Source organism: Fluviispira sanaruensis (genome assembly GCF_004295685.1).
Lineage (GTDB): Bacteria > Bdellovibrionota_B > Oligoflexia > Silvanigrellales > Silvanigrellaceae > Silvanigrella > Silvanigrella sanaruensis.
In genome coordinates, this window is the sequence record NZ_AP019368.1 from 2,637,145 (window position 1) to 2,650,165 (window position 13,021).

Genomic DNA, 13,021 nt, shown 5'->3' on the forward strand with positions numbered 1-13,021 from the left:
TTTATTTCTTTTTAAAGAAAAGGGTAATTTCTTGTTTATTGTTATATAAATGACGCCCATATAAAAATTGGCAATTTTTAAGAGAAAATTCTTTAAGTGCCTGTTCATAATCTTTTTCAAAATTGTCGGCTATATGAATTTTCAAAGTATAAATAATAATCGCATCTTTTTTTAAGAGTGATGTTTTTTCGCTACATATTTTTGCTGAAATATTCGCTGGTCCATTTAAATCGCACATAAGTGCATCGAAATTCATATTGACTTTAAATTCACGTGCGTCCATCTTATAAAAATGAACGAGTGGATTTTCGGCAATTTCTTCGTCTAAATCCGCTTTATCAACAGCCCAAACCTCACATTTTTTCTCTACTAATTCATGAGTAATTCCACCAGGTGCAGCACCAAGCTCTAACCATTTCTTTGCATTTTCTGTTTTTAGACCACTGAGTTGAAGAGACTCTGCTGCTTCCACAAATTTTGCAGCCGCACGGCTTGCAATACTTTCATTGGATACACCAACATACCGCCTGCCTCCCGCAAAAAATGAACCAGATTCACTTGGAGTGCTCAGCCCAGCCCATGTGCATTTTTCAGAAATAGCAACGATAAGAGTTTGGTTATAGATCGGCTGCAAAATTGGTTTTTTTGTCCATTCTGTCAATAACTTTGCTGGGGATTTTTCTTTCAGTTTTTCGCTAAAAACTTGAAGAATACGACCTCTTAAGTTCGAAGCTAATTTTTGCTGCTTACGATCAAGTGAAAAAACAACAACATTGCTAAAATTTTTGTCTTTAAACTTTACTAATAAACCTTGAGCACATTTTTCTATATATCCTTTTTCTTCGCATTTAGTAGGCCACATATAATGAACCGGTAACCAATAGCGAGAAAAAATAGTATCTGACAGAAAACCTCTCGTGGGAGTAGAGTTAAATTGCACAGAATAAAAATTATGCCCAAGAGGTTTTATGATGTTTTTATCAGTCAGATTTAAACGATTCTGCCAAGTGGGAAAAAACTCTTTTGCAACATGCGCAAGCCAAAGAACAGAATCATTTTTAATTAGAGTCATTGCAAAGTATATCCTGAAAGCGATTGATTGACAAAATGGACAAGTTCACCGCGAAGAAGTTTGCTAGCGACAGCCTCGATTTCTTCGGAAAGTGATCGATCTGCATTCTTAACGGCAGGAACAGAATTTCGCGTCCATTCTACAGCCGCGCGCGCACCTGCGCCCGGCTCGAGAGGGAGATGAAACTCAACCCCTTCTACACCAGCAAGCAATTCTAAAGAAAGAATAAAAGAAACATTTTTTAAAATAATTCTTAATTTATTTGCAGAAGTCATTCCCATGCTCACATGATCTTCTTTCTCAGCTGAAGTCGCAATAGAATCAACAGAAGCAGGCGTGCATAAGACTTTGTTTTCATTAACAAGAGCTGCAGCAACGACATGAGGGATCATATAACCAGAACAAAGTCCTGAATCCAGAGTTAGAAAGGGAGGCAATCCACTCATATGCGCATTGACAAGTTTCTCCAATCGTCTTTCAGAGATGTTGCCTATTTCAGCCATAGCCATAGCAAAATAGTCGAGTGCTAAGGCGACTGGTTCACCATGAAAATTCCCTCCACTTAAAATTTCGTTCGTCTCAGGAAAAACCAATGGATTATCAGTACTTGCATGCGCTTCTAGCATAAAAGTTTCTAGCACATGAACGAATGCATTGCGTGCTGCACCATGCACTTGTGGAACACATCGAAATGAATAGGAATCCTGTACTTTATCACAGTGCATATGACTCAATCTTATGCCATCATCTGCAAGAATTTCAGATATATTTTTTGCTACAATTTTCTGTCCCAAATAGGGACGGACGTTTTGTATTTCGGGACGAAAAGAAGTTAAAGTTCCTTTCACTGCATCAAGACTAATTGCTGCTGCAATATCTGCCGTTTTTAATAAATTGTGCGCATCATAAGAACACAATAAGCCAATTGCTGTCATAACTTGCGTACCATTTATCAAACACAACCCTTCTTTAGCCATTGGTTTAAGAGGCTCAATTTTTACATGCTCCAATACCTCTCTTGCCAACACAAGATTCCCTTTATAATAAACTTTCCCTTCGCCAATGAGATTGAGAGCAATATGAGAAAGAGGAGCTAAATCACCACTTGCGCCCACTGATCCTTTTGATGGAACATAAGGAGTGATCCCGTAATTTAAAAATTGTTGCATAATAAAAACAGTTTCTTTTCTCGCTCCGGAATTTCCTTTTAAAATATTCATTATTCTGAGGACGAGTGTGGCGCGGACGATATCTTCTGCCAAAGGTTCACCAACCCCGCAGGCATGTGAACGAATGAGATTTATTTGTAATTCATCAAGTTTTTCATTCGGTATTTTAACATTGGCAAGAGCTCCAAAACCTGTATTGATTCCATAAAATGTTCCTCCCGACTGGAGCCTCTCTTCAACACATTTACGTGCAGCATCTACTCTTTTTATACTTTCCGGAAATATATCGACTTTCTCATAATTTCTAGAAATTTTTATCAGATCCTCTAAAGTCAGAAAGTCGCTGCCAAGAACTATTTTCTTTTGTGATATGTTATCATTTAAAAAAGACATACTATGTATCCTACAAATAATTAAACCAATCGGAGATTTTCATGAATCTGAACACTACTACAATTCAAATGGGAGCGCAAAGATAATGTTTCGCTCTCGCAGTCCAATGATAAAAAGATCCGATAAAATGACGTCATTTATCACAGTACTTTGGCGATATATTATTTATTCAGGATTATTTTGGGCGCTTTTCTCTTTATTTTCATTTATTATTTTATATGATTCAAATTATGGTGAAAAATCAAACTTATATTTTTTCTCTTCTTTAAATCTTAGCACTCTATTTTTAGCAATTATATTTTTACTTATAATATTCTCTGGATGCATAGGTGGTTTATTAGCTTTCCCTGCAATAATTATTAAAATATTTCTGAAAATTCAAGTTGATACTCGACTACATAAGGGACAAAGACCCATTTTATTATCTTTCATAGCAACTTATCTGCCAATTATTTTCTGCGTATATATTCATTTTATGGCTTTGATAATGAGTTCGAGCGCTGCGCCTCAGCTAATGAGAAGATGGTTTGATAAGAACGCAAGTATTTATAACATGCAAGAAAAATTCTATACTAAATTCTATGAAAATAAAAAAACAGAAATTTATTCAAAATGGAACGCCATCGGAAAAAATTCCGTGCAAGATAGTAAATTCATCTTTATACTTCCAGATTACTTGTTGACTCATAAAAACTCTTTTCGAGAATCCAAGTTAATACTCAGTGAAGAAAATAAGTGGCTTCAATATTCTCCTACAAAGGCCTTCTTGGTTGCTACAATTTTGGGCAAAGAAAATCTGACTGATGAGAAACTATATTTACCTTCTCCTTTACAAAATTTTCGCACAACAAGTCAAAATAGGGGTGAAAAATCAGAAATCAATTCCGATTACTTTATAGGTATTGATGGTAAAAATAATTTTGTTTTTTCGCAAATATTTGATAAAAATAGATTAAGTAATAATATAAATCCCACTTGGATAAATATATTTTTAAATCGCATAGCATTGTCTCAACCTCAACTCATGTTTTTCTTCCGAATTGGTTTAGGAGGTTTCTTTTTTCCCGCATGGAAATGGGAAAACTTAACAAGCTCTAATAGTTTTTTATTAAATAATTATGCAGAAAAAATATTAGCATTTAATAAATCTATTAATAATTTTATTATTTTATTACCTGAAATGGAGAATAGCAAAGAAAATAATTTTATCTTGGGTATTGATTGGCCTGAATATATTTCGAAGAATGAGTTTGATAATAATATTGACAAAATTGATTATTATTTATCTTTTGCAATAAAAGGTTTGCTGGATGCAAGTCAAAATAATATAATCATTATGCCAGTTAATAGAACCAATAGCTCTTTCACCCTAGGAAAAGGATATTCTCAAAATATAAGTTCAGATTCAATTTTAACACCAGAAATCATCAATCAGAAGATAATTAAAAAAAGTGCTGACACAAATTGTAATTCCATATTCTTTAATTTTGAACTAAATCAGTATAATAAAAGCACTCTAAATAAATACTACTTTTTATTTGACACTATAAATTCAAAAAAAGATTCTACACCATTTATAAAAAAAGATTTCGCATTAAGCATTAAAGAAGGAATTAAATACGGTGTTATTTGCAAAAAGGAAAAAGGATCTATATATATAGTTTTACGAAAAGAAGGGATATTTAATAAAGGAAATCATATTAATAAATTTTCATATAGAAATATTCACAGTCAAATATTTTTAAATGTTGATAATAAATTGAAAAAATTTGAGCCTGAAAAATATCTTGCTGCACGAAATATCAAAAATTTTGAAAAAATGAACCCCTCCTCAGATTCAAATTTAAGCGAATTCTATAAGCAATTTGATATTTATCAGTTAAATTTAAATGATACTATAAATTATAGTAATCTTGAAGATACAGACAAAGATCAATTCATTAAAAAATATGGAAGCGAAGTAAAAACTAAATTTTATAGTTTTATTCAATACTCTATTAAATAGGGCAAAAAAAAATGGTTTTGAAATCATCTAGAATATCTAAATTAACTCTTTATATAATTATTTCTTCAATTACTTTATTAAGCATATTAATTATAACTCTGATAATTACATACTTTTTTCCAATTCAAACAGTAGCAAATAATTTCAATACCGCAAGAGATTCTCAATTCATTGCTCCATGGCCCACCTCAGCTTTAGAACAAGAGTATTCAGAACGTCGGAGACTTAAACGCTATGCAAAATCAGAACAAATGCGGAGAATGGAAAAACAATTGCAGCGTATGGAAATTTTAAATACACCGATTTATGATCTTTTCCTTGATTCAAATGTTGAAATATCAAATACGAGATACATGACTTCACTTGAAGATACTGCATTCTTATGGCCTCTCTTACCCGCAAAAAAACTATTTTATAATTCACTTAATCCTAATATTTTTAGAAAATCGTCAAATGTTATTTTTCCTTATCCACACTGGAGTACTGTTATTGAAGGTCTATTGTTGTTAGGAGGAGAAGAAATAAAAGCAACGATTCCAGTAGTACGAGGAAGAAGATCATTTAATTTCACACTTTTTTTACTCACACCTGGAAATATACGTATTAATCTTGGCCAATATGTCTGGGCTAAAACTTTTACAGAAGATGATGTACAAAAAAGAATGAAATTATCGATACCCATTAATGATACTACTGCATCCATTATAAAGGTAATTAGTATATCTTCTAGTTTTTATATATTAGATGCAAGTGTTAATCATACAGAACACAACGCACGATCTCCAATACGCGTTTCGAGTCAAAGCACAATATGGAATCCAAATAAAAATTTACTTATAGCAAGCACTAAGAAAATAACACCAACAGCAAATGAAGATGACTCTTTAAATGAAGAAGTAGATGATGAGGAAAATCAATTTGTCGATGAGCAAAAACCTGATGAGTTGAAACCAGAAGAAGCTACATCCACAAATAATCAATCTAAACAAGTCAAGAAAAAGAATATTACGATAAATGATCCATTAGCTCAAACTAATAATTCGCAAATAATGACAGATGAACCGTATAGTACTGCATTTGGCTATAATATTGTTATCATTCAAACTCCAAAAATATCTGAAAATATATTAAAAAATAAGAAAAAACTTGCAAAAATATCTCCACATTTAAGTTCTCTCTTGGAACAGTCTGCCGTATTTTCTAAAAGTATTTCTATTTCAGATAATGCAAATGAAAATTTTAGGCGTTTTATATTTTCTGACCAAAAATACTTAAATTCAGATAATATTCCTATAACAAAAGAAGAAATAAATGAAAAAAAAGCAAAAAATACATATTTAGAACTTAGGAAGTATGGTTATGATGTCGTGGGGATTGCTAATCCAGAAGCCTACTTTTACAATAAACAAATTGCAGACTCATCAGATTTCGCAAATTTAAAAGGCAAGTGGCTTGAAAAAAACGAATGGACTTTTTCTAAGAAAAATTCACAAATTGATGACAGAAACATACCAGCTCAAGGGCTTGAAGCCATATTTAAAACAAAATCTAAAGAGATTTCTCCATCTATTACTCAAAAAGATTTTCCTATAATATCAAATTTTTTAACGGGGGTTTCACAAAATATAGACGCTGTTCCTGAATGGGCACCTAATCAATATATATTAATAAATAATAAAAATCTCTATATCCCAAGAACGATTGATGCCTTTCAAAACTGGACCTTAGAGAACCAACAAACACGTTTTCTTGCGCATATTTTACTCGATACAGATGCTCAATTGATAAGACCTACATTAAAAGATCTCGGAAAATCAATTTTAACTTTAGGTTTTTCCTCTGTCTTTAATCCATTTCAAATTGATGATATTGCAAATATTTCCTTTGTTGATCGCGCTCTCGGTCATATTTTTGATACCATCAAAGCAAGAAAAATTGAAAATCGAACAATTGTATTTGTCTTACAACCGCTAGATAAAGCGGATTCTAAAAATCGACTTTTTGCGACTGGAATTCTAAAAATACCCGGCCTGATTCCTAAAAAGAATTTAAACTTTGAAAACTTAAATATAAATGATATCACTGCTACGCTTTTAACGAATGTTGGTATACCTGTAGGAAAAAATATTGATAATAGCCAATCCGAAATTGAAGGATTCATGCTTGAAAAGATCAAACAAAAAGAGTATCAAGAAAAGAAAAATTTGACTCAAGAGCTTGTTGAAAAAAATAAATTCTTTAAATACACAATGATGATTAAAGCAGATGAAAAAAACTGCGCATCCTTTATTTGGAATCCCAGAAAAGAGAAAATATTTGGGGTCCAGGCAAATTTTCCAGTCAACCAACTTATTTTTGATAGCGCACTCGAATTTTTTCCTTGTTCTATCAAAAATAAATTTATTCAATTAACGTGGTATCAGCGTAATGAGAATTCAAATATGGCTAGCGCAAATATAGATGATTTTTTGGGAGGAAATTTTTCATATAGAAAAAATATCACATCCCTTCCATATTTTTATTTTGGCAACTCAATCACATCTTCGGAAAGTATTCCTTTTTATTTTGATACCATGACTCGGCAAAATCTAGAAAAAATATTTCTTGTAGAGGAGAAAAATTTAAAAAGAAGTCAAAAGATACTGAAAGAAAACTTTTATGCAATCGATATTTTTGAAAAAAGTAATTTAAACAGCCCAAACGTGACGAATAGAACCAAAATAGGCTTTTTTGTGACACCTCTATAGTTTGTCTTTAGGAAAATTTTTCAGATTTTATTTCCTATAAAACGACCGAAACACTCAATAAGAATAAATTCTTGTTGAGGTTTTATTTTGAGAAAAAAATACTTAAAAACTTTTTTATATTTCATCCTTCCAAGCATATACACAGCTATTTCAATAGCAGAAAGCTTGCCATCCGATTGGAACAGCTTAAGAAGCGAAGGAATGGGAGGAGCTTTTACGGCAACGGCTAATGACGAAACAGCAATCTATTCCAATCCAGCAGGATTAAGCGCAACACGCAATCCGGCCTCCAAGAAAAAGATCAGTGATTTTAAATTTCCAGATTTTGAAATCGGAGCAAATAATTTAATGCTCGGCTATTTAAACCCAAATCCCGTAAATCTGGGAACAAATATGATTAAATCAGCGGCAAGCTCTAGGGGAAATCAATCCTATCTTTTGCTACAAAGCTTTCCTGAAATTATTTTTGGTGGGAAATTTGCCCCTACCTTTTTAATTGGTGTACCTATCCGCAGCGAAAATAAAATTGCATTTCTCGACAGCGCAAATCCGAACAATGCCTATGCCGTTTCAACAACCACTGCTACTTTTGCCCTTGGTATAGCTAATGTTTCTAAAAGAGGGGGCTTTCGCTATGGAATCTCGATCCGCCCCAATTATCGTATTGATTACTTCAATAAAACCATGGACACTTCAAAAATATCAACAACACAAGATCTGACAAACGAAGTCACTAAAAACGGCACAGAGACTTTATCGGTTGGCGTTGATGCCGGTATCATGATCACTGCGGCTGACTATTGGTTTCCCACTTTGGGTCTATCAGTCAGAAATATTCCTACGGGCTGTATTAAAACTTATGTCAATCCAATCACACAAAACACTGAAAATGTCTGTGGAGCTCTTCGCCAAGGAGGGTCAGATTCTTCCCCAAATTCCTCAAAAATTGATCCAACTGAAGTTCGTGTCGGAGTTTCACTCACCCCCCGTGGAAGAATTTCTAAATCAAAAGTAAATTTAAAACTCGCGGTAGATGTTTATCCCATTCCCGTGGAAATTGATGGAAATAGTTATGGGGGGAAAGATGTTGATACAACAAGATTAATTCATGCTGGCGCCGAACTTTATTTTGGAAATGTTCTTATTCAGCAAGGCTTTTCTCTTCGCGGGGGCTATATGGAGGGAGGAGCGACTTGGGGAGTTTCAGTCGATGCAGGAATTTTCTCGATAGACTATTCATCTTATGTTATCAACGACACACTTCCAGTAACAGGTTCTACAACTACAACTGCATTTGTAGAACGCAGACACTTGCTAGGACTCTCTTGTCACTGGTAATATCCAAACCAAGCAATACAAACTTATAATTTTGTTGTTTGTATTATAAATTTTAGATAAATAAAAAGGTAGATATGTCGGAAAAAAAAATAATTTTCAAAGCAATTCTGTACTTCAGTTTTGTTTATTTCATCAGTGGCTGTACAAGCTTAAAAGATAAAAAAGATAGCGTGAGTATTGTGGACTCTCCTGCTGTGGCTCCCGCTCCATCTGTGGTAGAAGAGCCTGTAAAAAACTCTAAACAAATTCCATTAAAAGTCATTTTAACTGAAAAAGAATTTGCTGAAATCTTAGTTAAAATAAAAGAAATTGAAGATAATTTTATTTCACAAAATTGCACAACCGTCTTGGAATTAACAAAGTCTTTGGAAAAGTATGCAAAAACTTTTCCAATAGATTCTTTTCCAACTTTAGCTCAAACAGCCGTTTATGTTTGTGATGCAAAAGCAGGCTTAGACAATCCAACCCGCTTACAAAAAGCAATCGCTGCTTTAAAAGAGTCACAATTGAGATATCCAATCGCCAATGAAGCTTGGTTGAGAAATACAATAGCAGATTTCTACGTCGCTTTAGGTGAAAAACCAAATGCATTAAACGAAAAAAGAGTCGCACGCGATTTAGTTTTGGCTCAACAACTCGATATTTCCGCGCTCAATTCACAAATCTTACAACTCAATCCACAGGAACCGGGTTTACAAAAAAACCCATCCATGGGCTTAACAGACTCGCAAAATCAAACAATCGATCAAATCGTGAGTTCTGCGACCCAAATGATCAACAATGACTCACCTGAACAAGCCATCGCGATCCTCGATACGATTCCTGCAGAGCAAAGAACGGAGCCCATTAAAAGAATGCGTTCTGACGCAATCAATTCTCTCGTTATGAATTTACGCTTCAAAGTTCGTGCTTTATTTGTCAGAGCCAGCCAACAAACGGGAAGCACACGCAAAGACACACTCACTCAGTGCTTGCAAATCTTACAAGGAATTATTAAAAACTACCCTGATTACTCAGATATGGCAGCTGTGCAAAACAATTTAAAGCAAGTTCAACGAGAATTGAGTAAATCCTGAAAGGTAAAATAATGGTACAAACTCATATACAAGATTTAGATACTCCACTCTTTTCTCAATTAAATGATTGTAAATCAAGAATTCAAGCTTGGTTAACCGATGATGTTATTTCTCAAATCGACAAAAATGAAGTGATCCAACTGATTGCGAGTCAGAATATCAAAGAGCTGCGCGAGAAATTTTATCGTGACCTCGAATTTGGCACCGGTGGAATGCGTGGTGTTATGGGGACGGGCACAAATCGAGTCAATTGTTACGTAATAAGAAAAGCAATCCAAGGATTAGCTAATTATATTCTAAAAAACTGTGCAAACGAATTGCGCAGAGGCGTTGCTATTGCATATGATTCAAGAAACAATTCACATTATTTCGCTAAAGAAACTGCTTGTGTTTTAGCTGCTAATAATATTCCTGTGTTTATTTATCCAACACTCGAAACAACTCCTGCGCTTTCTTATGCAATTCGAAGTCTCAAATGTTTGAGTGGAGTGTGTGTAACAGCAAGTCACAATCCTCCTGAATACAATGGAATTAAAATATATTGGGAAGATGGTTCTCAGATTATTCAACCACAAGATACTGGTATACTTAAAGAAGTATATACAATTTCTTCTTTTTCAGAAGTGAAATATATTCCATATACCGAAGCAGAAAATAAAAAATTAATAAATTATATCAAAGATGAAATACTGAATAATTATTTTGCAGAAATAAAAAAGCTCTGCTTAGCACCAAATGTAACAAAGAATTTAAAAATCATTTACACACCTCTACATGGAACCGGAAAAATTCCCGTTTTAAGAGCTCTCAACTCTTGGGGATTTAAAAATGTTTTTGTTATTCCTGAACAAGCCGAACCAAATGGCAATTTTCCTACTGTAAAAAAACCCAATCCCGAAGAAAAAGAAGCTCTCTCACTTGCATTGCAATATGGTGCAGAAAGAAAAGCGGATTGCATTTTTGCTACAGATCCCGATTCCGATAGGTTGGCCGTAGCTATTTATGATCCAAAAATGGCTAAAGGCCTACTTTCCCATCAAGCGTGTGGAGACTTTGTTTTATTAAATGGCAATCAATTAGGTGCGCTCCTCATAGACTCAATTCTAAAACTTATGAAAAGCTCTGGAAAATTAGAGAACACCCATAAAATAGTAAAAACGATTGTGACTTCAGATCTGCTTGAACGGATTTGCTCAAGTTACGATATTGAAATATTCAATACTTTAACAGGATTTAAATGGATTGCTGGGCTAGTACGCAACTGGGAATTAGCGGGTAAAAACTATAAGTACCTTTTTGGAACCGAAGAAAGTTTTGGTTTTATGCCAGCGAACAATGTCCGCGATAAAGATGCTGTGGCCGCTATTTGTCAAGCATCTGAAATTATTTCACTATTTAAGGACGAAGGCAAAACGGCCTGCGCAGCCCTGTTTGAACTTTTCAAAAAACATGGTGCCTGGCAAGAAGAACTTATAAATATTGATCTGATTGGAGAAGAAGGCGCTCAAAGAATTGCCCGCATGATGACAGCTATGCGCAGACATCCAAAAAGCAGTTTCGCTGGCATCAGCGTAGATCAAGTAATTGATTTTACAGAAAAAAAGACTCAAGAGCAGTATTCCATCCCCCACTCAAATGTTCTCCAATTTTTACTGGTTGATGGCAGCAAGATATCCATGCGTCCAAGTGGCACAGAGCCTAAACTCAAGTTTTATATCTCGGTCTGTACACAAAACCCAGACATAGAAGCTGCTTACAAAGTTACACTCGAGAAAATTGAACAAATAAGCAATGATATTCATAGCTTCATTACGCAAATAAATTAACAGAAGATAAAGATTTCATTTCAGAAAGTCCTGAGTTTTACCGAAAAATAAAACTATGAGGGCTTTCTTATATGCTAAGTCTTGAACAAGACATACTTGTCAGAGATATGATCCTCCTTTTTGCTGCAATCATTGGGGCGTTGTTTTTATTGATTTTAAATCTTAGAGAATCAGGAATACGCTTTAAAACTTTCAGTGAAAAGACGACTCTGAACAAGACGAACTTACATTCTTTTGATGATCGACAGTATGCTGAAACAGATTGGCAGGGGCTCAGCGTTAGCTACTATAAGATTCAATTTGAAGAACAGCATACTATTTGGCAAATAAATATGTTTTCAATCACAATGAATCAACGTGAGAAAATTTTTTCGAGTTTTTCTGGATTTCCTTGGTACGAATTCTCTAAATCACAAAGCTCAACTGAAAAGATTATGGCGCCTATTTTGCGAAAAATATTCCTGAAATACAAAGATAAATTTGAAAAAACCCACCCCATTCACGTTTTACGTGTCCCACGGGATACAATTCATTTTTACACTTGGCTACACAATGAGACACATACACATTCCGCTATTTTTAATTTTCTCGATGAATCTCTTTATTTAGCGCGACAAGCAGAAGTTTTTCCAAGTTTATCCATTGTTTGGGATGATACAATCTTCATAGAAGTGATTTTTCCAAAGAACAATATATTCAATGAATATGAAAAAGAATTTGAAGAAATTGTTGGCATAGAATGCATTGGATCAGAATCAAGAATAATCTTAAAACTTTGGATAGCATTTAGCATTGAAAAAGTGCCCATTTCTTTAAGAAGCAAAGTTAAGAAAAAATCTAAATCCTTTAAAACAAGCGATCGCGCATCTTGATCTTTAACCTCCTGTTGACTCATACTACCGTGAGAAGGTAGTTCTCAAGTATGGATTTTCTTCTTGGAGACAGAACATATGCAAGAACATTCTACATTCAATTTATTGATTCTCTCTTTGGGCAATGCAGCTTTGGTCGCTATGGGACTTTATCCAAACCCAGGCACCAATATAATAAAAAAAGATATTGAAACCGCACACTTGAATATTGAAATCCTAGAAACGCTGCAAAAGAAAACGAAGGGCAACCTCACAGCTGCGGAAGATGAAATGCTTTCAAGTTTACTTTATGACCTTCGACTTAAGTATGTTGAAGCACGTAAGTAACCATGCTATCCTTTTTTTGTGTCATTGATCCCAACTCATGATATGGCATACAATTTTTTTTGTTATGCGGGCTGAAGGTTCTTATCTTCAGCCCGCAGAGTAATTTATTATTATGCTTTTCTATTTGAAGAGGAAATGAGTTCAGACTATAATGAACCAATCGAATTCTTGAGTTTTTACTTGGGATAATTTTTAG

9 protein-coding genes are annotated in these 13,021 nt (G+C 34.1%); 7 read left to right on the forward strand and 2 right to left on the reverse strand.

Annotated elements, in window-relative coordinates; all coding sequences use genetic code 11:
* Window position 1: 1 nt before the first annotated feature.
* A complete protein-coding gene (locus EZS29_RS11100; RefSeq protein ID WP_130610447.1) occupies window positions 2-1,072 on the reverse strand; it encodes an SAM-dependent methyltransferase in 1,071 nt (356 codons plus the stop codon).
* Complete coding sequence (gene hutH / locus EZS29_RS11105; RefSeq protein WP_130610450.1) at window positions 1,069-2,634, reverse strand: histidine ammonia-lyase; 1,566 nt, start codon at window positions 2,632-2,634, stop codon at window positions 1,069-1,071. The genes EZS29_RS11100 and hutH overlap by 4 nt, the downstream gene beginning before the upstream one ends.
* Before the next feature lie 85 nt (window positions 2,635-2,719).
* Here hutH and EZS29_RS11110 point away from each other — a divergent pair, with 85 nt between their 5' ends.
* The 7 genes from EZS29_RS11110 (at window position 2,720) to EZS29_RS11140 (ending at window position 12,825) form a co-directional block, all read left to right on the forward strand.
* Entirely contained in the window at window positions 2,720-4,639 is a 1,920-nt protein-coding gene (locus EZS29_RS11110; RefSeq protein WP_130610453.1) for a hypothetical protein, read from the forward strand.
* An 11-nt stretch (window positions 4,640-4,650) separates the two neighbouring features.
* Window positions 4,651-7,386: an alkaline phosphatase family protein gene (locus tag EZS29_RS11115; protein WP_130610456.1), complete on the forward strand. Its 2,736-nt coding sequence runs from the start codon at window positions 4,651-4,653 to the stop codon at window positions 7,384-7,386.
* Between the two features lie 87 nt (window positions 7,387-7,473).
* A complete protein-coding gene (locus EZS29_RS11120; RefSeq protein ID WP_130610459.1) occupies window positions 7,474-8,724 on the forward strand; it encodes a conjugal transfer protein TraF in 1,251 nt (416 codons plus the stop codon).
* 74 nt (window positions 8,725-8,798) lie between these two features.
* Window positions 8,799-9,800, forward strand: coding sequence for a hypothetical protein (locus tag EZS29_RS11125; protein WP_130610462.1), 1,002 nt, complete (start codon window positions 8,799-8,801; stop codon window positions 9,798-9,800).
* A gap of 11 nt (window positions 9,801-9,811) precedes the next feature.
* Entirely contained in the window at window positions 9,812-11,626 is a 1,815-nt protein-coding gene (locus tag EZS29_RS11130; RefSeq protein ID WP_130610465.1) for a phospho-sugar mutase, read from the forward strand.
* A gap of 71 nt (window positions 11,627-11,697) precedes the next feature.
* Window positions 11,698-12,498: a hypothetical protein gene (locus EZS29_RS11135; RefSeq protein ID WP_130610468.1), complete on the forward strand. Its 801-nt coding sequence runs from the start codon at window positions 11,698-11,700 to the stop codon at window positions 12,496-12,498.
* Window positions 12,499-12,576: 78 nt separating this feature from the next.
* Window positions 12,577-12,825, forward strand: coding sequence for a DUF1844 domain-containing protein (locus EZS29_RS11140; RefSeq protein WP_130610471.1), 249 nt, complete (start codon window positions 12,577-12,579; stop codon window positions 12,823-12,825).
* Window positions 12,826-13,021: the final 196 nt, after the last annotated feature.

Excerpts from the sequence above, each read along its gene's own strand:
- EZS29_RS11100 (WP_130610447.1), bottom strand. The coding sequence starts at position 1,072 with ATGACTCTAATTAAAAATGATTCTGTTCTTTGGCTTGCGCATGTTGCA.
- hutH (WP_130610450.1), bottom strand. The coding sequence starts at position 2,634 with ATGTCTTTTTTAAATGATAACATATCACAAAAGAAAATAGTTCTTGGC.
- EZS29_RS11110 (WP_130610453.1), top strand. The coding sequence starts at position 2,720 with ATGTTTCGCTCTCGCAGTCCAATGATAAAAAGATCCGATAAAATGACG.
- EZS29_RS11115 (WP_130610456.1), top strand. The coding sequence starts at position 4,651 with ATGGTTTTGAAATCATCTAGAATATCTAAATTAACTCTTTATATAATT.
- EZS29_RS11125 (WP_130610462.1), top strand. The coding sequence starts at position 8,799 with ATGTCGGAAAAAAAAATAATTTTCAAAGCAATTCTGTACTTCAGTTTT.
- EZS29_RS11130 (WP_130610465.1), top strand. The coding sequence starts at position 9,812 with ATGGTACAAACTCATATACAAGATTTAGATACTCCACTCTTTTCTCAA.
- EZS29_RS11135 (WP_130610468.1), top strand. The coding sequence starts at position 11,698 with ATGCTAAGTCTTGAACAAGACATACTTGTCAGAGATATGATCCTCCTT.
- EZS29_RS11140 (WP_130610471.1), top strand. The coding sequence starts at position 12,577 with ATGCAAGAACATTCTACATTCAATTTATTGATTCTCTCTTTGGGCAAT.